General features: G+C 63.1%; 16 protein-coding genes. 8 read left to right on the forward strand and 8 right to left on the reverse strand.

Annotation, left to right across the window (positions count from 1 at the left end; all coding sequences use genetic code 11):
• Nucleotides 1-2: 2 nt before the first annotated feature.
• Nucleotides 3-1,592 carry a trimethylamine methyltransferase family protein gene (locus O7A70_RS03935; RefSeq protein ID WP_140773068.1) on the reverse strand — a complete coding sequence of 530 codons (1,590 nt, stop codon included), beginning with the start codon at nt 1,590-1,592 and terminating at the stop codon, nt 3-5.
• A 180-nt stretch (nt 1,593-1,772) separates the two neighbouring features.
• Nucleotides 1,773-3,266, reverse strand: coding sequence for a MocR-like pyridoxine biosynthesis transcription factor PdxR (pdxR, locus tag O7A70_RS03940; RefSeq protein WP_337139117.1), 1,494 nt, complete (start codon nt 3,264-3,266; stop codon nt 1,773-1,775).
• A 321-nt stretch (nt 3,267-3,587) separates the two neighbouring features.
• On the opposite strand from pdxR, the gene pgi reads away from it, so the two are divergent.
• From pgi to O7A70_RS03955, 3 genes are all read left to right on the forward strand, one after another.
• Nucleotides 3,588-5,231 carry a glucose-6-phosphate isomerase gene (pgi, locus tag O7A70_RS03945; protein ID WP_442921154.1) on the forward strand — a complete coding sequence of 548 codons (1,644 nt, stop codon included), beginning with the start codon at nt 3,588-3,590 and terminating at the stop codon, nt 5,229-5,231.
• Between the two features lie 5 nt (nt 5,232-5,236).
• Nucleotides 5,237-5,959, forward strand: coding sequence for an HAD family hydrolase (locus O7A70_RS03950; RefSeq protein ID WP_337139119.1), 723 nt, complete (start codon nt 5,237-5,239; stop codon nt 5,957-5,959).
• 201 nt (nt 5,960-6,160) lie between these two features.
• Nucleotides 6,161-6,487, forward strand: a complete 327-nt coding sequence (locus O7A70_RS03955; RefSeq protein ID WP_337133190.1) for a DUF1294 domain-containing protein — start codon at nt 6,161-6,163, stop codon at nt 6,485-6,487.
• 196 nt (nt 6,488-6,683) lie between these two features.
• Here O7A70_RS03955 and O7A70_RS03960 read toward each other — a convergent pair whose 3' ends face one another.
• Nucleotides 6,684-7,409: a class I SAM-dependent methyltransferase gene (locus O7A70_RS03960; protein ID WP_442921155.1), complete on the reverse strand. Its 726-nt coding sequence runs from the start codon at nt 7,407-7,409 to the stop codon at nt 6,684-6,686.
• Nucleotides 7,409-9,406, reverse strand: a complete 1,998-nt coding sequence (locus O7A70_RS03965) for a long-chain fatty acid--CoA ligase (RefSeq protein WP_337139120.1) — start codon at nt 9,404-9,406, stop codon at nt 7,409-7,411. The genes O7A70_RS03960 and O7A70_RS03965 overlap by 1 nt, the downstream gene beginning before the upstream one ends.
• 469 nt (nt 9,407-9,875) lie before the next feature.
• Between O7A70_RS03965 and O7A70_RS03970 the strand changes: the two genes are divergently transcribed.
• The 5 genes from O7A70_RS03970 (at nt 9,876) to O7A70_RS03990 (ending at nt 15,138) form a co-directional block, all read left to right on the forward strand.
• On the forward strand, nt 9,876-11,468 hold the full coding sequence (locus tag O7A70_RS03970; protein WP_337139121.1) for an ABC transporter substrate-binding protein: 1,593 nt from the start codon (nt 9,876-9,878) through the stop codon (nt 11,466-11,468).
• Nucleotides 11,469-11,518: 50 nt separating this feature from the next.
• Nucleotides 11,519-12,526, forward strand: coding sequence for an ABC transporter permease subunit (locus tag O7A70_RS03975; protein WP_027142137.1), 1,008 nt, complete (start codon nt 11,519-11,521; stop codon nt 12,524-12,526).
• A gap of 70 nt (nt 12,527-12,596) precedes the next feature.
• Nucleotides 12,597-13,451, forward strand: a complete 855-nt coding sequence (locus tag O7A70_RS03980; protein ID WP_246672893.1) for an ABC transporter permease subunit — start codon at nt 12,597-12,599, stop codon at nt 13,449-13,451.
• A gap of 2 nt (nt 13,452-13,453) precedes the next feature.
• Nucleotides 13,454-14,311 carry an ABC transporter ATP-binding protein gene (locus O7A70_RS03985; protein ID WP_337139122.1) on the forward strand — a complete coding sequence of 286 codons (858 nt, stop codon included), beginning with the start codon at nt 13,454-13,456 and terminating at the stop codon, nt 14,309-14,311.
• Entirely contained in the window at nt 14,308-15,138 is an 831-nt protein-coding gene (locus O7A70_RS03990) for a dipeptide ABC transporter ATP-binding protein (RefSeq protein ID WP_337139123.1), read from the forward strand. The genes O7A70_RS03985 and O7A70_RS03990 overlap by 4 nt, the downstream gene beginning before the upstream one ends.
• Before the next feature lie 116 nt (nt 15,139-15,254).
• Here the strand turns inward: O7A70_RS03990 and O7A70_RS03995 are convergent, their stop codons facing one another.
• The 4 genes from O7A70_RS03995 to O7A70_RS04010 form a co-directional block, all read right to left on the reverse strand.
• Entirely contained in the window at nt 15,255-16,517 is a 1,263-nt protein-coding gene (locus O7A70_RS03995; protein ID WP_337139124.1) for a cysteine desulfurase-like protein, read from the reverse strand.
• A 135-nt stretch (nt 16,518-16,652) separates the two neighbouring features.
• A complete protein-coding gene (locus O7A70_RS04000; protein ID WP_127870695.1) occupies nt 16,653-17,327 on the reverse strand; it encodes an amino acid ABC transporter permease in 675 nt (224 codons plus the stop codon).
• A 164-nt stretch (nt 17,328-17,491) separates the two neighbouring features.
• Nucleotides 17,492-18,289 carry an ABC transporter substrate-binding protein gene (locus O7A70_RS04005; protein WP_337139125.1) on the reverse strand — a complete coding sequence of 266 codons (798 nt, stop codon included), beginning with the start codon at nt 18,287-18,289 and terminating at the stop codon, nt 17,492-17,494.
• A 419-nt stretch (nt 18,290-18,708) separates the two neighbouring features.
• Nucleotides 18,709-19,485 carry an HpcH/HpaI aldolase family protein gene (locus tag O7A70_RS04010; protein WP_337139127.1) on the reverse strand — a complete coding sequence of 259 codons (777 nt, stop codon included), beginning with the start codon at nt 19,483-19,485 and terminating at the stop codon, nt 18,709-18,711.
• Nucleotides 19,486-19,556: the final 71 nt, after the last annotated feature.

A 19,556-nucleotide genomic window follows, 5' to 3' on the forward strand; every position in this document is an offset into this window, starting at 1 on the left:
GCTCAGCCGCCCATGCCGCCGCGCGGCAGCTTGATCATGTCGCCGAAGCGGGCGCGCAATTTATCGTCGAGCAGCTTCGGCACATGGCGCGGAAAGCGCTCGGCAAGGACGCGCTTCTTCTCGATGATCGCGCGCTGCAGGATGTCGGGCCGGCCCTTCTCGTTCCACTCCTTCGGCGAAAAGCGATCGCCGACGGCAGGATAGAAATACTCGGTCTGCATCAGTCGCAGCGTCTGCTCGTTGCCGAGATAGTGCCCCGGGCCTTTCAGGCAGACATCGGCGATGGTGTCGATCGACAGCGCTTCGTCGGTCACTTCGATGCCGCGCACGCAGCGCAGGCAATGGCCGAGCATGTCGTTGTCGATGATCAGGCTTTCCAGGCAGAAGCCGAGCAGCGAGGCGTGCATGCCGGCCGATTCGTAGACCAGGTTGAGCCCGGCAAGGCCCGCCATCACGTCGGTGATGCCCTTTTCATAGCCGGACTGGATGTCGGGCAGCTTCGAATCCGTCATGCCGGCGGCTGAACCGCCCGGCAAATCGTAGAATTGCGCCATCTGGGCGCAGGCCGCGGTCAGCACGGCCTGCTCGGCGGAGCCGCCCGACATGGCGCCTGTCCTGAGATCCGATACGAATGGCCAAGTGCCGAAGATCGCCGGATGTCCTGGTTTTATGGCGTTGACATAGACCAGGCCGGCCAGCACTTCGGCGACCGCTTGTACCACGGCGCCGGCAATCGCCGCCGGTGCCGTGGCTCCGGCCTGTCCCGCCGACAAAAGCAGGATCGGAATGCCGCCCTCGACGCAGGCCTCGAGCACGCCGCAGGCGTCCTCGGCGAATTTCATCGGCGGCACGACGAAGCAGTTCGAGTTCGACACGAACGGCCGGGCGCGGAAATTCTCTTCGCCGCCGGCAATGGCATAGAGCATTTCGAGCGCCGGCTGCACGTTCTCGCGCACCGTAAACGAGGTGCCGACATGCTTGGACGTGCCCATCACGCAGGCGTAGAGCGTGTTGAAATCCATTTCGAGCGGATCGGGAATGTCGCGCGGCACCATCGGCCGCTGGAAGAAATGGATGTTGTCGAGCCCTTCGACGATGCGGGCGGCGTCATAGATGTCCTGCAGCAGCGACTCGCGGTATTCGCGCTTCTCGACATCCACCAGATGAACCGCGGCGCCGGCCGTTCCGTAGTGCACGCGCTTGCCCTGGATCACCATGTCGTGTTTGGGATCCTGGCCGTGCAAGGTGAAATTCCGTGCCGCCTTCTTGATCGTCTCGAGCACCAGCGCGCGCGGGAACCGGATGCGGCCATCGTCGCCGTAGGTGGCGCCGGCCTGGGTCAGCGCCTCGATGCAGGAGGGGATGGCGTTGGCGAAGCCGACTGTCTCCAGGAGCGTCAGCACCGCTTCGTGGATGCGCTCGCGATCATTGCCCTTCAGTGGTCCGTAGCTGCCACCCTCAAGCCCGGCCCGCACCGGCTTGATGTCGTCGGCCAATGGCGCTGCCCGCATCGCGCGGCGCGCTTCGCGTCCGCCGGAGCGGCGCGAGCGTTGATCCGCTGCCGCTTCCTGCTTTTCAAGAACCACAGACATCGAAGCACTCCACCTTTCACGAGAAACAGCGCGGCGGTTGGTCCACCATCGGCTGCTTCTTCCCCTTTGTGCCACGACTATGCCGCCGGCATTGGCACAGCCTATGAGCCAGCCGGTCCGGTTGCATATGCCAGAGCTAAAGGAGCCGAAGCCGCTATTGCGCGGCTCCGGTCAGTGGAATCAGGCGGCTGCGGGCCTGCGGCCAGCGGCGGTGGCCAGTTCCCGGATGCCGGGCTCGATGTGCTGCAGCGCGATCGAGGAAATGCCCAACCGCATGAAATGCGAAGGCTTTTCGGTGCGGTCGAAGAACCGGTCGCCCGGCTCGATAATGACGCTGCGCGAGGCCGCGGCCTCGGCCAAACCGCGCGAATCGGTGCCGCGTGGCCCTTCCAGCCACAGCGATGTGCCGCCGGCCGAATCCGTCGAGCGCCACTCCGGCAAGAAGGCGGAAATCGCATGGACCAGACGCTTGCGCCGCTCGTCGAAGGCGCTCGACAGCCGCCGCACCAGCGCTTCGTGATGGCCGAGCGACAGGAACAGCGCCACGGCGCGCTGGTTGTTCGCCGGCGGATGGCGCAGCATGAAGCGGCGCAGCGCCCTCAGTTCGGCGATTAGTCCAGCCGAGGCCACGATGTAGCCAAGCCGCAGGCCGGGGGCCAGCGTCTTCGACATCGAGCCGACATAAACGACGCGGCCGGAACGGTCGAGGCTCTTCAGCGCCTGCTGAGGCGCCTCGTCGAGAAGCTGGCTGTCATAGCCGTCTTCGATGATGATCTGGTTGTGCCGGTTGGCGCGCGCCAGAAGATCCTGCCGCCGCTCCGCCGACAACGGCACCATGGTCGGGCAATGATGGCTCGGCGTGACAAACACGAACCCGGAATCATTGGGAATAGAAGAGGTTACGATGCCGGACTGGTCCACCGGCACCGGTTCGATGTCGGCGCCTGCGAGCCGGAAGATCGAGCGCGCGTCGGGGTAGCCCGGATCCTCCATCGCCACTTTCGAGCCCTTGGTCATCAAGAGCGAAGCGAGCATATAGAGCGCGTTCTGGGCGCCCAGCGTGACGATGATCTCGTCGGGATTGGCGAAAATGCCGCGCCTGGGCAGCAGCCGGGCCTGGATTTGCTCGATCAGCAGCGGATCGTCGCGATCGACCATGTCGGACGCCCAGTTGCGGATCTCCAGCACGGCCAGCGCCATGCGGTTGCACTCGCGCCACTCGGCGGTCGGGAACAGCGCCGGGTCGAACTGGCCGTAGACGAAGGGGTAGGACGACTTGATCCAGTTCTCGTGCTTGGCCGGCGGCGGCATATCGCTGGCGGCGATCTGCCGGCGTGCCTTCCAGTCGATCTCATTGGCTTGGTCAGGCGCCTTCTGGTGCGGCTTGGCCGGTGTCGCCAGCACATCCGGATTGACGAAATGGCCGCGCCGCTCGCGCGCCACCAGGAAACCCTGGTCGACGAGTTGCTGGAAGGCCAGCACCACCGTTCCGCGCGCCACGCCGAGTTTTTCGGCCAGGATGCGACAGGAAGGAAGCGGCATCGAAGCGGCGATCTGGCGGTCGAGAATGGCGGCCACGATGGCTTGGCGGATCTGCGCCTGCAAGGTCTGGCCGGATTCAGCCGAAATCCGGAACAGGCCGGACCATATTGCCGTGTCGTTTCTCTGTGGCATGGAAGATGTTCCTCGATGGCCAGCCTTTTTTGCTTGGCTGGACCAGCCGAACGTAACCGTGGCACAAGGGGTTGCGCCAATCAATTTTTCTGATCTTTGGGATTTATGCCAGTGATCCTTCAGGCCCGAAACAAGGCGCTGCCACCCTCGCTGATAGATACCCACCTCCCTGCTGATACATTGTGTCATCGCATCGTGATGCGCTGCGTCATCGCCGCGTATTGACCGCATGGAATTCGGCTCAATAGTTTCGGCGCGACGACACGCGCCGGAAACATCCGGTCTGATATGGTGCGTCTAAAACGCCAGGAGTCCCCGCCAGTGGATCAGTCAGCCTTCCAGAAACAGCTTGCCGCCTTGCGCGATCATCGCGCCGCCGCACCTGGCGACATGCGCCAGGTCTTCGCCGCCGATCCGCAGCGCTTCAAGACATTCTCCGCTACCGATGGCGACCTTCTGCTCGACTGGTCGAAATGCGCCGTCGACGCGGCGACCATGGATCTCCTGGAAAAGCTCGCCGCCGCCGCCGATCTCGAAGGCCGCCGCGCCGCCATGTTCGCCGGCAAGAAGATCAATGTCACCGAAGACCGCGCCGTTCTGCACACGGCATTGCGCAACCTCAGCGGCAAGGGTGTCACGGTCGACGGCCAGGACGTCAAGGCGGATGTCATTTCCGTGCTCGACGCCATGGGCGCCTTCGCCGATGCCATCCGCTCCGGCAAGGCGACAGGGGCCACCGGCAAGAAGATCACCGACATCGTCAATATCGGCATCGGCGGCTCGGACCTTGGTCCGGCCATGGCGACGCTGGCGCTCGCCCCCTATCATGATGGCCCGCACGCGCATTATGTCTCCAACATCGACGGCGCTCATATCCACGACACGCTGAAGGGATTGTCCGCCGAAACCACGCTGTTCATCATCGCCTCCAAGACCTTCACCACGGTCGAGACGATGACCAATGCGCAGACCGCGCGGCAATGGATCGAGAAGGCTTTGGGCAAGGAGGCCGTGGGCAAGCACTTCGCCGCCGTCTCGACCGCGCTCGACCTAGTGGCCAGGTTCGGCATCGAGCAGGATCGCGTCTTCGGCTTCTGGGACTGGGTCGGCGGCCGCTATTCGCTATGGGGCGCGATCGGCCTGCCGGTCATGATCGCCATCGGCCCGCGCAATTTCCGCGCCTTCCTCGACGGTGCGCACGAGATGGACGAGCATTTCCGTTCCGCGCCGCTCCGGAAGAACCTGCCGGCGCTCCTGGGGCTTGTCGGCTGGTGGCACCGCGTGATCTGCGGCTATCCGGCCCGCGCGGTCATCCCCTATGACCAGCGCCTGTCCAGGCTGCCGGCCTATCTGCAGCAGCTCGACATGGAATCGAACGGCAAGAGCGTCACCCTCGACGGCACGCCGGTGACGACGCCGACCGGGCCGCTGGTGTGGGGGGAGCCAGGCACCAACGGTCAGCACGCCTTTTTCCAGCTGCTGCACCAGGGCACCGATTTGATCCCTGTCGAGTTCCTCGCCGCCGCCGTCGGCCATGAGCCCGATCTCAAGCACCAGCATGACCTGCTGCTCGCCAACTGCCTGGCGCAGTCGGAAGCCTTGATGAAGGGCCGCACGCTGGAAGAGGCGCGCGCGCAGATGCTGGCCAAGGGCATGAAGCCGGCGGACGTCGACCGTATCGCGCCGCACCGCGTCTTTTCCGGCAACCGGCCTTCGGTGACCATCCTCTACCGCAAGCTCGACCCGCGCACCTTTGGCCGGCTGATCGCGCTCTACGAGCACCGCGTCTTCGTCGAGGGCACGCTGTTCAACATCAACTCTTTCGACCAGTGGGGCGTCGAACTCGGCAAGGAACTGGCCACCGGCCTCCTGCCTGTCGTGGAAGGCAAGGAAAGTGCCGCCAAGCGCGACGCGTCGACCGCTGGCCTTGTGGGATACATCCACCAATTGCGTGGTTCGGAGTGAAAAGTTTGGCAGACATCAAGGGCATATTGTTCGACAAGGACGGGACACTTGTCGATTTCAACGCGACCTGGCTCGGCGTTGCCGATTTCATGGCCATGGACGCAGCCGAGGGCGACCGCTGGAAGGCCGACAGGTTGCTGGCCGCCGCCGGCTTCGATTTCGCCAACCGGCGCTTCAAACCCGACTCCATCTTTGCCTCCGGCACCAATCTCGACGTCGTCGAACTGTGGTTTCCGCGCCTGTCCAACGAGGATCAGATGCTGGCCGTCGCCCGCTTCAACGAGATCACCTCGGTGCAGGGCTCGGCGATGGCGGTGGCGCTGCCCGATATCGTCGACACGCTGGCTCTGCTGCACAAGCGATCCTACCGCCTTGGCGTCGCCACCAACGATTCGACCAGCGGCGCGGAGAAGACCTTGGTCACGCTCGGCGTCGCGCAACTGTTCGATGCCGCCTATGGTTATGACGCGGTGGCGAACCCCAAGCCAGCGCCCGACACCATCCAGGCCTTTTGCGATCTTACCGGGCTGAAGCCGGCGGAGATCGCCATGGTCGGTGATAACCGTCACGATCTCGAAATGGCGCGTGCCGGCGGCTGCGGCCTCGCGGTCGGCGTGCTCTCCGGCACCGGCACCCGCGAATCGCTGGCCGAGATCGCCGACCTCATCCTGGATTCGGTTGCCGACCTGCCGGATTTCCTGTCGGCGCGGGTCAAGGAGACGGCCTGATCAGGAAGGAGCAAAAAGGCACTTTGCCATCAATGACCGAGATAGCGACGGAATCGGAATGACGGCTTTTGGGTCCCGAGTGTCGAAAGCCGCCTTTTTGGGGGACACCAACGACTGAGATTTCAGAAAACCCGCTGGATCCGCTCTCATTCGCGTTGGATTAACGGGCTTCGGTTATACTACCCCGAAGACGGGGGGGCCATGTCGGGGCAGTTCGCAATCGGTGTCATCGGCTACGTTTCAGCGGTAAACTTGCTGGCGTACGCCGCTATGGCGTTCGACAAGGCTAGGGCCAAAAACAGTTTACAACGCATTCCCGAGTCGACGCTTCTGACCCTTGCTATAATCGGCGGCAGCATCGGAACTGTGATCGCGCAGCAAACGATCCGACACAAGACGCGCAAGGAGCCGTTCCGCTCCACGCTCGTTGGCATCGTCCTGCTCCAACTCCTGGCCGTAATCGCGCTTTTAGTCGGATTGCTCACTACGGGATCGCCCGAAGCGCTCTGGCAATTCCTTGCATTATGAGGTGCGCTCTTGGGCCGGCTGCTTCTGCTTCTGGCGCGAGGGGGACTTAGAGTTTGTCATCACAATGACCGCCTTTGGAGACCATGAATTGGATGCGGGCGACTGAAATGGGGCGCAAGGCAGTCGTTCATGTTGGACGTAAGCGAGCATCGCGTCGAACCCCGGCCGTTCCCGCGATTGGGCTTTGGCCGTCGCCCTACCGCTGTTCCGCCTCGAACGAAAACACTCCGCTCGGCTTGCTTGCAGCACCCTTCGCGTCACCGAAATCCGGCACTTGATATTCGGCGAGCAATCGCAGCCGGTGCAGCGGCAGGTCCCTGCGGCGGGGATCGCCGGCCAGCACCGTGATGCCGGCTGCCAGGCAACGATCGAGGAATGGGGTAACCCGCAGAGCGACCTCGCGGCCGTAGAACACGTCGCCGGCCAGCACGAGGTCCACGGTGGGTGGCGAGCCGGTGGTGATGTCTTTGCCGATCACTATGATCTCGACGCCGTTCGCCGCCGCATTGAGGCCGATCGCGGCAATGCCGTTGCGATCGATCTCGGCGGCTATCACCTCACGCGCGCCGGCTTTCGCGGCGGCGATGCCGACAATGCCGGACCCGGCTCCGAGATCGAGCACGCGGCGGCCTGTCACGATCTTCGGATGATCGAGGATATAGCGCGCCAGCACGGCGCCGCCGGCCCACGCATAGGCCCAGTAGGGCGGCTGCGGTTCCCGCGTGTCATCGTGATCCTCTTCAGGGTCGACGAGGCGCCTCAGCCCGCTGCCCGGGTGAGCGGTGTACAGCTGGATTTCGGGAAGCGCCGGTACCGGGACAAGGCGCATATTCGCCTTGATGAACGCTGCCGGGTCGAGGCGGAGGTGCCGGCCCGGCAAATCGTTGTCCGGCGCCTCGCCGTAGGCAGGACTATCACCCACTACCCGCGCAAAGCCCGCCGCAGGATCTTGCCGACCGGCGTCTTCGGCAATTCGGTCCTGAACTCGATGTATCTGGGACGCTTGTAGCCGGTCAGGTTCTCGCGGCAAAAGGCGGTGATGGCTTCGGCCGTCAGGGCCGGATCCTTCTTGACGATGAACAGCTTCGGCACTTCGCCCGAATGCTCGTCCGGCACGCCGATCGCCGCCACTTCGAGCACGCCGGGATGCGCCGCCACGACCTCCTCGAGTTCGGTCGGATAGACGTTGAAGCCGGAAACGAGGATCATGTCCTTCTTGCGATCGACGATCTTGGTGTAGCCGCGTTCGTCCATGAAGCCCATGTCGCCCGATTTGAAGAAGCCGTCCTCGGTCATCACCTTGGCGGTCTCGTCCGGCCGGTTCCAGTAACCCGCCATCACCTGCGGTCCCCTGATGCAGATCTCGCCGACCTCGCCGAGCGGCACGTTGTTGCCGTCGTCGTCGCGGATGGCGATTTCGGTCGAGGGCAGCGGCAGGCCGATGGTGCCGGTGAAGTCGCCGGAACTGAATTTGTTGGCCGTCGCCACCGGCGAGGTCTCCGAAAGACCGTAGCCTTCGCTGATCGGGCACCCGGTCAGCGCCTTCCAGCGCTCGGCGACGCCCTTCTGCACCGCCATGCCGCCGCCCAGCGTCAGCAGCAGCGGCCTGAAGTCGAGCTTGCGGAAGTCCTCATTGTTCAAGAGCGCATTGAACAGCGTGTTGAGGCCCGGAAAGATATGGATCGGATATTTGCCCATTTCCTTGACGAAGCCGGGAATGTCGCGCGGATTGGGGATCAGTATGTTCTGGCCGCCCATTTGCATGCCCATCAGCGCATTCACCGTCAGCGCGAAGATATGGTAGAGCGGCAATGCGCAGACGAGGTTGAGATGCGCCGGCTTTGGCTTGACGGTGTAGGCGTCCTGCAGCCACAGCGCATTCTGCGCGACATTGGCCAGTACATTGCTGTGCGAGAGGGTCGCGCCTTTCGAGATTCCGGTGGTGCCGCCGGTATATTGCAGGAAGGCGACGTCACTGGCGGCCACCGTGGCCGGCTTGAAGGCCATGCCGCGGCCAGCCTTCAGGGCGGCATTGAACTTGACATGGCCGGGCAATGACCAGGCCGGCACCATTTTCTTGACGCGGCGCACGACCAGATTGACGATCGAGCCCTTCAGGCCGCCGAGCAGGTCGCCCATGGCGGCGACCATGACATGCTTGACCGAGGTCCTGGCGACGACCGCCTGCAAGGTGCTGGCGAAGTTTTCGAGGATGACGATGGCCTGCGCCCCGGAATCCTTGAGCTGATGCTCCAGTTCGCGCGGCGTGTAGAGCGGATTGACGTTCACCACCGTGAAGCCGGCGCGGGCGACCGCCATCATCGCCACGGGATACTGCAGCACATTCGGCATCATCAGGGCGACGCGCGCGCCCTTCTGCAATCCGGTGGACTGCAGATAGGCACCGAAGGCCGCCGATAGCTGTTCGAGTTCAGCGTAGGTAATGGACTTGCCCATGCAAGTGAAAGCCGGCTGACCGGCGAACTGCTTGCAGGCGCCAACCAGGAAGTCGCCGATGGAACTGTAGGGAAGGGCGCCGATCTCGGCCGGCATGTTCTTGGGATAGCTGTTGAGCCATGGCTTTTGCGGCAGGCCGGCGGCGAGTTCGGTGAGCGCCTTCGGCAGCCGCTGGCTGGCCGCGGTCGCCGGTTTCGAGACAGGTGCAGCCTTCGCTGGTGGCGAACTCTTCGTCGTTCCGGCCTTGCCCGGTCCGGCCTTGGTCGCGGATGCCTTTGCCGGCGCGGCTTTCGTCGCCGGCTTCTTGCCGGTACTGGCAGTGGCCGCTGCTTCCGCCGTGGGGGGGCTCTTGGCGGGTTTGGCCGCCGCTTTCGCGGCTGCGGCTTTGCCTTGCCCACCGGCCGCTGGGTTCGAGACCGCCTTGGCCGACGCCTTCACTGGCGCCTTCGATGCTTTTGCCACCCGTTCCTCCTCGACAACCCTGGTCGTCTGTTTCTCGTTGGCCCGTGCCGCGCCGCCTCCGGATTGATGGAGACGTCCTCCGCTGCCGCCAGCATGTGCACCTATGTATTGCCTCTATCGGCGGCGGTGCAAGTCTTGCCCTTGCGGCAAGACCCCGAAAGATTTGCCGTCGGAAATCGTTCCCGCCGGCTGTACTTGGAACCGGCATTTTTCCGCATCGATGCCCGGATGAAGACGGCGCGCGGCACCCTTGTCGCCGGACGTCGGATCAATAAAAAAATGCGGTCGTTAATAATATCGTGAATGGAAAAAACTGCTAATTTTTTCTGCCATTTAGCAAAAACGCGGATTTTTTTCCTGCTTCCCGCGGGGTAAGCAAACGGGGTGTTCCAAAGCCGGAAAAACGGTGCTTATATGCGCGCTTCGCGAGCCTGATAGAGGGGCTTGGAAGAACATCAGGGAGTGCTCAATGAAGAAGAAATTGACTTTTGCAGCCGCGTTGCTGGCTGCAAGCGTCCTGGGCGGCGTGGCCAACGCGAAAACTCTGGTCTATTGCGCGGAGGCGTCGCCAGAAGGTTTCGATCCGGCGCCGTACACTGCGGGACAGACGTTCGATGCGTCCTCGCGTACCGTCTTCAACCGCCTCGTCGAATTCGATCACGGCAAGACCTCGGTCTCGCCCGGCCTGGCTGACAGCTGGGCGATTTCCGACGACGGCAAGGAATATACTTTCAAGCTGCGCAAGGGCGTCAAGTTCGCGCCCACCGACTACTTCACCCCGACGCGCGACCTGAACGCCGACGACGTGGTGTTTTCGTTCGAGCGCCAGGTCGACAAGAACGGCCCCTGGTTCCAGTACATACCGGGCATCGCCTACCAGTATTACAATGACCAATTCGGCGACAACATCACCAAGGTCGAGAAGGTCGACGACCTGACGGTGAAGTTCACCCTCAAGGAGCCGGCGATCACCTTCATTCCGACGCTGGGCATGGATTTCGCCTCGATCGTCTCGAAGGAATATGCCGACAAGCTGCAGGCCGATAAGACGCCTGAACTGTTCAACCAGAAGCCGGTCGGCACCGGCCCGTTCATCTTCGTCGACTACCAGACCGACGCCGCCATCCGCTACAAGGCCAACCCGGACTATTGGGGCGGCAAGCAGAAGATCGACGATCTGGTCTTCGCCATCACCACCGATCCGGCCGTGCGCGCGCAAAAGCTGAAGGCCGGCGAATGCAACATCATGTCATATCCGGCACCGGCCGACATCGCCGGCCTGCAGGCTGATGCGAACCTGACGGTCGCGGAGCAGGAAGGCCTCAACGTCGGCGCGCTGATGTACAACACCCAGCAGAAGCCGTTCGACGACGTGCGCGTCCGCAAGGCGCTCAACATGGCCATCAACAAGAAGGCCATTATCGACGCCGTGTTCCAGGGCGCCGGCCAGGTGGCGATCAACCCGATCCCGCCAACCATGTGGTCCTACAACAAGGACGTGAAGGACGATCCGTACGATCCGGAGGCGGCCAAGAAGATGCTTGAAGAGGCCGGCGTCAAGGACCTCAAGATGAACGTCTGGGCCATGCCCGTGTCGCGCCCGTACATGCCGAACGCGCGCCGCACCGCCGAGCTGATCCAGGCCGACTTCGCCAAGGTCGGCGTCACCGTCAACATCGTCAGCTATGATTGGGGTGAATACCTCAAGCGCGCTTCGGCGGTCGACCACGACGGCGCCGTCATCGTCGGCTGGACCGGCGACAACGGCGATCCGGACAACTTCCTCGGCGTGCTCCTGAGCTGCGCTTCCGTCGGTTCGAACAACCGCGCGGAATGGTGCAACAAGGACTTCGATGCGCTCATCAACAAGGCCAAGACCGTTTCCGATCAGGCCGAGCGCACCAAGCTCTACGAACAGGCACAGGTCATCTTCAAGGAGCAGGCACCGTGGGCGACGCTCGCCCACTCCAAGGTGTTCATGCCGATGCAGAAGACAGTCTCCGGCTTTGCGATGGATCCGCTAGGCATCCATCGCTTTGACGGCGTCGATATCGCCGAATAAGGTTCGCGAAACGGGGCGGCGCCACAGGGCGCCGCCCCACCTCGCCCGCCATGCTGCGTTATATCCTCGGCAAGCTCGCCCTCATCATCCCGACCTTCATCGGGATAACCATCCTCGCTTTCGGCTTCGTGCGCATCCTGCCCGGTGATCCGGTGCTGGTGCTTGCGGGCGAACGTGGCCTGTCGCCCGAACGCCACACGGCGCTGATGCATCAGTTCGGTTTCGACCTGCCGATCTGGCAACAGTATCTGACCTATCTGACCAACATCCTCAGCGGCGATTTCGGCACCTCGTTTTCCACCAAGACACCGGTGCTCAAGGATTTCCTGGTGCGGTTCCCGGCGACGGTCGAACTCGCCATCTTCGCCATGATCTTCGCCATCATCTTCGGTGTCGCCTTCGGCATTTTCGCCGCCATCCGCCGCGGCTCCTGGTTCGACCAGCTGACCATGGGCACCGCGCTCGCCGGCTATTCCATGCCGATCTTCTGGTGGGGCCTGCTGCTGATTATCGTCTTCTCCGGTACGCTGCACTGGACACCGGTCTCGGGCCGCATCGACCTTCTCTACTTCTTCAAGCCGGTGACCGGCTTCATGACCATCGATTCCCTCATCTCGGGCCAGAAGGGCGCCTTTCGCTCGGCGGTGTCGCACCTTATTCTGCCCACCATCGTGCTCGGCACCATTCCGCTGGCGGTCATCGCCAGGCAGACGCGCTCGGCCATGCTCGAAGTGCTGGGCGAGGATTATGTACGCACCGCGCGCGCCAAGGGCTTGGCGCCGCGCCGTGTCATCGGTCTGCATGCCTTCCGAAATGCGCTGATCCCGGTCGTCACCACCATCGGCCTGCAGGTCGGCACGCTGCTCACCGGCGCCATCCTGACCGAGAGCATCTTTTCTTGGCCAGGCATCGGCAAGTGGATGATCGACGCCATTTCCAAGCGCGACTATTTCACCGTGCAGGGCGGGTTGCTTTTGATCGCGCTGATCGTCATGTCGGTGAACCTTATCGTCGACGTGCTCTATGCCGTCATCAACCCGCGTATCCGGGCGAATTGACATGACCAATGAAGGCCCAGCCGCCATCGAAGCCGCGACCGTCGTCAAGCCGCAGGACGCGCGGCTGCAGATGTTCGGCGAATTCTGGCACTATTTCTCGATCAACAAGGGCGCGGTGATCGGTCTCTTCGTCTTCGCCCTGCTGATCCTGATCGCCATCTTCGCGCCTCTGCTCGCCCCGCATTCGCCGGACGATCAGTTCCGCGACTTCTTCCTGACGCCCCCGGCCTGGCAGACGGGCGGCAACGCGCAGTTCCTGCTCGGCACCGACGCTGTAGGCCGCGATATGCTTTCGCGCCTGATCTATGGCTCGCGCTTCTCGCTCGCCATCGGCTTCGTCGTCGTCACCACGGCGCTGATCTCCGGCGTCATCCTCGGCCTGCTCGCCGGCTACTGCCGTGGCTGGGTCGACACGCTGATCATGCGCATAATGGACATCATCCTGGCCTTCCCGTCGCTGCTGCTGGCACTGGTGCTGGTCGCGGTGCTCGGCCCTGGCCTTGTCAACGCCATGATCGCCATCGCCTTCGTGCTGCAGCCACACTTCGCCCGGCTGACCCGCGCCGCTGTGATGGCGGAGAAGACCCGCGAATATGTCGTCTCGGCCAAGGTCGCCGGCGCCAGCCATCTCAGGCTGATGCTGGTCACCATCCTGCCCAACTGCATCGCCCCTCTGATCGTGCAGGCGACGCTGTCCTTCTCCAACGCCATCCTCGAGGCGGCCGCACTCGGCTTCCTCGGCATGGGCGCGCAGCCGCCGACACCTGAATGGGGCACGATGCTCGCCGAAGCGCGCGAGTTCATCCTGCGCGCATGGTGGGTGGTGACCTTTCCCGGCCTCGCCATCCTGATCACCGTCTTTGCCATCAACCTGATCGGCGACGGCCTGCGCGACGCCCTCGACCCCAAGCTGAAGAGGTCGTGAGCATGTCCCTGCTTGAGATCAAGAACCTTACCGTTTCCTTCGACACCGCCGCCGGACCGTTCATGGCCGTGCAAGGTATCGATCTTTCGGTCGAGCCGCGCGAGGTGCTGGCCATCGTCGGCGAGTCCGGCTCCGGCAAGTCGGTGTCGATGCTGGCGGTCATGGGGCTGTTGCCCAACACCGCGACGGTTAAGGCCGACCGCATGGCCTTCGACGGCGTCGACCTGTTGAAACTCAGCCCGTCCGAGCGCCGCAAGATCGTCGGCAAGGACATCTCGATGATCTTCCAGGAGCCGGTCGCCAGCCTCAACCCGTGCTTCACGGTCGGCTTCCAGATCGAGGAAGTGCTGCGCTTCCACATGGGCATGGACCGCGCTCAGCGCAGGGCCCGCGCCGTCGAGCTGATGAAGCTGGTCGGCATTGCCGATCCGGAAGAACGGCTGAGCTCGTTTCCGCACCAGATGTCCGGCGGCCAGTGCCAGCGCGTCATGATCGCCATCGCCATTGCCTGCAATCCCAAGCTTTTGATCGCCGACGAGCCGACGACCGCGCTCGACGTCACCATCCAGAAGCAGATCCTCGATCTGCTCGTCTCGCTGCAGGCCAAATACGGCATGGGCCTGATCATGATCACTCACAATATGGGCGTGGTGGCCGAGACCGCCGATCGCGTCATCGTCCAGTACAAGGGCCGCAAGATGGAAGAGGCCGACGTGCTGTCGCTGTTTGAATCGCCGAAGAGCAATTACACGCGCGCGCTGCTGTCGGCATTGCCGGAAAACGCCGTCGGCGACCGGCTGCCGACCGTTTCCGACATGCTGTTCGAGCCAGCTCCCTCGGCAGCGGGAGCCTCCGCATGAGCACCACGGTCCTCGAAGGCAAGAACATCGTTCGCGACTACCATATCGGCGGCGGCCTGTTCACCGGGCCGCGCACGGTGCATGCGGTCAAGGGCGTCTCGTTCACGGTGGATAAGGGCAAGACGCTGGCCATCGTCGGCGAAAGCGGCTGTGGCAAGTCCACGCTCGCCCGCATCATCACCTTGATCGATCCGGCGACGTCAGGCGAATTGTTCATCGACGGCAACAAGGTCGACATCGCCAAGGGCGGACTGACGAAGGAGATGCGCCGCAAGGTGCAGATCGTCTTCCAGAACCCTTACGGATCGCTCAATCCGCGCCAGAAGATCGGTGACGTGTTGGGCGAACCGCTGCTGATCAACACCGACAGATCGGCCGCCGAGCGGCGCGACCTCGCCATGAAAATGCTGAAGAAGGTCGGCCTCGGTCACGAGCACTACAACCGCTATCCGCACATGTTCTCGGGCGGCCAGCGCCAGCGCATCGCCATCGCCCGCGCGCTGATGCTGAACCCCAGCCTGCTGGTGCTGGACGAGCCGGTCTCCGCACTCGACCTGTCGGTGCAGGCGCAGGTGCTCAACCTGCTCGCCGACCTGCAGGATGAATTCCAGCTGACCTATGTCTTCATCAGCCACGACCTTTCGGTGGTGCGCTACATCGCCGACGATGTGATGGTGATGTATTTCGGCGAGGCCGTCGAATACGGCTCGCGCGACGAGGTCTTTGCCGATCCCAAGCACAGCTACACCAGGACGCTGTTCGCCGCCACGCCGCGCGCCGATGTCGCCAGCATTAAAGCGCGGTTGGCGAAGAAGAAGGCTGCCTGACGTCTCTTCGTCATCCTATGGTCTGCGCCGCGTCGCTTCGCTCCTTGCTTCGCCATAGGATGACGACCTCGAGGTAGCCGCGACTCCCACGGAAAGGTTCCGACCAGGGTCCGAGATCACGACAACTTCGCAATGATTGCCCGCAGCGCCTCGCCGAACTTTTGGATCTCCTCGACCGTGTTGTAGTGCACCAGCGAGGCGCGGATGGCGCCGCTGTCCATCGACAGGTTGAGCCGCTTCATCAGCCGCGGTGCGTACATGTGGCCATCGCGGATGCCGATCTGCATCTCTGCCATTTCCTCGACGATCCTTTGTGGCGACAGCTTGCCGATGTTGAAGCAGAAGGTCGGTACGCGCTCGTTGATGCGGGCGTCGTCGGCGACGCCGTAGATGGTTGCGCCGCAACCCTTCAGCACGCCCATCATCTCGCGCCCCAGCACCAGCTCATAGTCGCGGATGGCGCCCATGCCGGCGACGATGTTCTCGCGCCGCGAGCGGTTGTTGGACGGCGCGAGATTGCGGCCGATCAATTCCAGATACTGTACGGCGGCATCCATGCCCGACACGTTCTCATAGATGAAGGTGCCAGCCTCAACCTTGTAGGGCGGCTCGTCCGGGATGAAATCCTCGCGGAAGGTCGGCAAGCGTTTCAGCGTTTCGAAGCGGCCCCACAGGAAGCCCATATGTGGCGAAAAGTTCTTGTAGCCGGAGCAGACGAGGTAGTCGCAGTCCCAGGCTTGCACGTCGATCAGTCCGTGCGGTCCGTAATGCACGCAGTCGAGAAACACTTCGCCACCGGCGGCATGCGCGATTTTCGCGACGGACGCGACGTCGACGATCGAACCGATCGAGTGTGCGGTGACCGTGCAGGCGACAAGACGGGTGCGGTCGGACACCAGCGGACGCAAATCGTCGATATGCAGGTTTCCGTCCTCGCGCATCCGCCACCACTTGAATTTGGCGCCGGCTGATTCCAGCGCCAGCCAGGTGGCGATGTTGGCATCATGGTCCATGTCGGTGATGACGATCTCATCGCGCTCTTGCAGCATCTGGCCGATGCCGAGGCTGACCAGACGGATGAAGGAGGTGGCGTTCATGCCGAAGCAGATTTCCGCCGGGATGTAGGCATTGATCAGCAAGGCGACGCTTGTCCGAGCGTCGGCGACCGACTGGTCGACGGTGACGCTGCGGCCATAGCGGCCGCCGCGCTGGACATTGTGCGAGACCAGGTGGTTGGTCACCGCGTCGAGCACGCTCTGCGGGATCTGCGCCCCGGCGGCATTGTCCATGAAGATGAAATCGCCGGCCCGCTGCAGGGCAGGGAACATGGCGCGAATGGTGTCGACTGGGAAGCCGCCGGTGGCCTGGGGATTGCTCAAGAATATCTCCTGCGAAGTGCTTGTGGTGAGTGGCTAGAGCAATTCCAGGAAAAGTGCGTAGTGGTTTTCCGTCCGGAATTGCGTGAAAACAAAGAGTTGGAGCGGTTCGGGGATTCCAACAAACACTGAACCGCTCTAGCGGGCTTTCTCGTCCTTGAAGCGGGCTTCAAGCAGGCTGACGAGACGAACCATCGGCCAAAGGAAGATGAGATAGACCAGTGCCGCGCCGATCAGCGGCGAGGGGTTGGCGTAGAGCGACTGTGCGTTGGTCGCTTCCTTCAGCAGTTCCGGCAGGGCTACGGTAGAGGCCAGCGAAGTGTCCTTGAACATCGAGACGCAGTTGCTGGTCATCGGCGGGATGACGACGCGCACCGCCTGCGGTAGCACCACCTTGCGTAAGGTCAAAAGGAACGGCAGGCCAAGCGCCTGCGACGCCTCGAACTGGCCGCGCGGAATGCTCTCTATGCCGGAGCGGAACACTTCGGCCGAATAGGCCGACATGATGATGGCGAACGCGGTCACCGCCGACGCCCAGGACGACAGGCGAATGCCGAGGAACGGCAGCGCGTAGTAGATCAGGATCAGCACGACGAGAACCGGCAAGGCGCGGAAGATGTCGGTGTAGCCGACCGCCAGCCAGCGCAGCGGCTTCGGCGCATAGAGCCGCAAAAGGCTGATCACCAGGCCGATGGGAATGCCGATGCCGATACTGAGCAGGCCGAGCAGCAGCGTGTTCAGGAAGCCGCGCAGCAGCGCCGGCAGGCTCGACGCGATGACGTCGGCGTTGAAGAAAGTGTCGATCAGCGACATCAGGGCATTCCCGAACGGTGTTGCGTCATCTGACGCCAGGGCCCGACCCGGAATATCAAGATCGGCTTTGCCGAACGGATGCTGGTCCCGGGAAGGCTATGCGTGAAAACGGGACGTGCCGACCCCTTTGTAGCCGGCACGCCTTTCGTCCTGTCGGCCGACGCTCAGGCCTTGGGCAGCGGCATTTCCTTGACGGTCGAGGAATCGGCCGGGGCGTCGCTGCCGAACCACTTCTTGTGGATCGCGGCCAGCGTGCCGTCCTTCTTCATCGCCGTCAGCGCGTCGTTGAGCTTGCCGAGCAGCGGATGATCCTTGGTCATCATCAGGCCGTATTGCTCGCCGGTCTTGATGCGCTGCTTGACCTTCAGGTCCTTCATCTTGGTGAAGGAATATTCCATGCCGGGAATGTCGCTGACGGCGGCGTCGATACGGCCGGCGCTGAGGTCGAGCAGCAGGTTCTGCTGCGTGTCATAGCCCTTCACGTCGCTGAAGCCGTCGGCATCCTGGTGCGCCTTGACCCAGGTCTCGCCGGTCGAGCCCGAGAGCACGCCTACGATCTTGCCCTTGAGGTTGGCCTCGGTGTTGACCGCGCTGTCGGTCTTGGTGGCGATGCCCATGTCGGAATCATAGTAGGGCTGGGTGAAGGACTGCGACTTCAGCCGCTCCGGCGTGATCGTGATCGAGGAGATGGCGACGTCGATGCGCTTCGACGTGGTCGCGGCGAACAGCGCCTGGAAGCCGAGATCGGCGATGTCCGTTGTCATGCCGACGCGCTTGGCCGCCTCGTTGACGATGTCGACCTCAAAACCCTCGAACGTGCCGCTCTCGTTCTTGTATTCGAAGGGCGGATTGGTCGGGTAGGCGCCGACATTGAGCACATCGGCGGCATAGGCGGTTGCCGGTCCGGCGGCGATGCCGATCGCCGCGGCGAAAAGGATGAGATTGCGACGGGTCAGGTTCATTGGTGGTCCCTCTGGGGTGTTCCCTCTGGTTGTTGATCGGGCGGGCTGCCCCGCACGGTTTCTTGCCGTCCCGCCTCCCAGCGGGGCGTCAATTTATGGTGGCGACCATGCGCTCGAGCGCGGACGCGATCTGGTCGCGATCGCATGCGTGTTCACGCGCGCGGCAAGGTTGGCGATGGCCCCGGTGTGCGGGTTCTGGGCGCATGCAGCGCAAGCATAGCGCGCGCTGGACGATGACTGGGGCAGCACAAACGACAAGGACTGAAACCCCTCCTACCCGGAGCAGAATGATGAATTGCCCGGAAAACCCTCCAGCCCTACGGCCGCGATTGATCTTGAATGCTTATCCAAAGTGCCGCGCTTTTCAAGGCAAAAGTTTTAAGCTTAAAAAAGTTGCTCGGCTGCTGCTCGGCTAGGCGCTAGCGCGGGTCTTCCCGCGCCAGTTCGGCCCGGGCGGCGGCATGATTGGCCGCGGCGCCCGCACCGAGAAACATCGTGTCGCTGGCAAGCACGAAAAAGCTGGCGCCGACGGCTGCCCATTGGCCGACGGTCTGCGGGCTGGCGCAAAATATGCCGGAGGTCTTGTCGTGCGCGATCGTCACGCCGATGATCCTGCGGATTGCATCCGCGAGCTTGTCTGCGCCCTTCGGTCCGATCGCGTCGATCGACACGGAGAGATCGCCGGGTCCGACGAAGACCATGTCGACGCCCTCCACTGCGGCGATCGCGTCGACGTTGGCCAACCCTTCTACGGTTTCGACCTGGATCGCGACGACGGTCCGCTCATTGGCGCCAGCCAGGTATTCGGGAATGCGATAGCCATAGCCGGCCGCGCGGCCGGGTCCGACACCGCGCTCGCCTCGTGGCGGATAGCGCGACGCTTTCACCGCCATTGCCGCCTGTGCCGGTGTCGAGACACGTGGCACCAGCACACCTTGTGCGCCGCTGTCCAAGGCCGCCTGGATGGCTTCGGGCGCATGGCCGGGAACGCGCACCATCGCCGGCACGCGATGCACATCGGCGGCGCGTACCATGCTCTCGATCATCTCGCGCGAGATCTGGGCATGCTCCCAGTCGATGCAGAGGAAGTCGAGGCCAGCCAACGCCATCACCTCGACTGCGACGGGGTGAGGAATGGCGGCGAAGGAGCCGACGAGACTGCTCTTGCCGATGCATTTCTGGCGGAACTCGCTCATGCCTATCCCTTTTCTCATCCCGCCAGATTTCATATCGGCAAACCAGTGCCAGGCGAAGCTATTTCATGCTT

This window comes from Mesorhizobium sp. Cs1299R1N1 (assembly GCF_037179655.1).
In the GTDB taxonomy this organism is placed as follows: Bacteria; Pseudomonadota; Alphaproteobacteria; order Rhizobiales; family Rhizobiaceae; genus Mesorhizobium; species Mesorhizobium salmacidum.

Coding starts and splice junctions, on each gene's coding strand:
- O7A70_RS03935 (WP_140773068.1), bottom strand. CDS start 1,592: ATGTCTGTGGTTCTTGAAAAGCAGGAAGCGGCAGCGGATCAACGCTCG.
- pdxR (WP_337139117.1), bottom strand. CDS start 3,266: ATGCCACAGAGAAACGACACGGCAATATGGTCCGGCCTGTTCCGGATT.
- O7A70_RS03955 (WP_337133190.1), top strand. CDS start 6,161: ATGTCGGGGCAGTTCGCAATCGGTGTCATCGGCTACGTTTCAGCGGTA.
- O7A70_RS03970 (WP_337139121.1), top strand. CDS start 9,876: ATGAAGAAGAAATTGACTTTTGCAGCCGCGTTGCTGGCTGCAAGCGTC.
- O7A70_RS03975 (WP_027142137.1), top strand. CDS start 11,519: ATGCTGCGTTATATCCTCGGCAAGCTCGCCCTCATCATCCCGACCTTC.
- O7A70_RS03980 (WP_246672893.1), top strand. CDS start 12,597: ATGTTCGGCGAATTCTGGCACTATTTCTCGATCAACAAGGGCGCGGTG.
- O7A70_RS03985 (WP_337139122.1), top strand. CDS start 13,454: ATGTCCCTGCTTGAGATCAAGAACCTTACCGTTTCCTTCGACACCGCC.
- O7A70_RS03990 (WP_337139123.1), top strand. CDS start 14,308: ATGAGCACCACGGTCCTCGAAGGCAAGAACATCGTTCGCGACTACCAT.
- O7A70_RS04000 (WP_127870695.1), bottom strand. CDS start 17,327: ATGTCGCTGATCGACACTTTCTTCAACGCCGACGTCATCGCGTCGAGC.
- O7A70_RS04005 (WP_337139125.1), bottom strand. CDS start 18,289: ATGAACCTGACCCGTCGCAATCTCATCCTTTTCGCCGCGGCGATCGGC.
- O7A70_RS04010 (WP_337139127.1), bottom strand. CDS start 19,485: ATGAGCGAGTTCCGCCAGAAATGCATCGGCAAGAGCAGTCTCGTCGGC.